At 41.5% G+C, this 492-nt stretch carries 1 protein-coding gene; it reads right to left on the bottom strand.

The genetic code is table 11. From position 1 onward, the window contains the following. Window positions 1-42: 42 nt before the first annotated feature. A partial coding sequence (locus A3761_RS06185) for a uroporphyrinogen-III C-methyltransferase (RefSeq protein WP_197472887.1) occupies window positions 43-492 on the bottom strand: 450 nt, incomplete at its 5' end.

The following is a 492-nucleotide window of genomic DNA, read 5'->3' as shown; positions in this document are numbered from 1 at the left end:
TCTATTAGCCAGTTTCCATAAGATATTCGAACATATCCGGGGTCATGGCTGACAATCGCTGAAACACCAAGCGCTAGAGCCATGCCGACAATAATCAACACGAGTAAACGCTTCCTGGTTTTGGCTCTGCTTGGTACTGTTATCTGTGCTTGAAGGTTTCGGGTTGGAAAGTTTGCCTAAGCTATGGTTAAGATACATGGCTTCAATTTTTGTCTTCAGTAAGCGTAATGACTTTGAAATATCGGGTGTTTCGTAGCTTATTTGAAGTGTTTGCATACTTTTGAGTTTAGAAATCAGAGTTTTCGTTTGTTTGTCCTGAGTATCAAAGTAGTTCTCTAGCCAAATGCTTGCTTGTTTTAAGCTGTGAGTAAAAATAGCCTGGTTTTGCTCTAGTAAGGCAAGGTTTGCTTGTTCGAGCATCAGTCTTAGATTCTGCTTCAGATAATAATTTTGCTCAGGCGCCATAAGAGGCGCGACAGGGTGATCCAAACG

This window comes from Oleiphilus sp. HI0123, assembly GCF_001635315.1.
The sequence above is the reverse complement of the archived record's forward strand: the minus strand, read 5'-3'. Positions and strand labels throughout refer to the sequence as shown.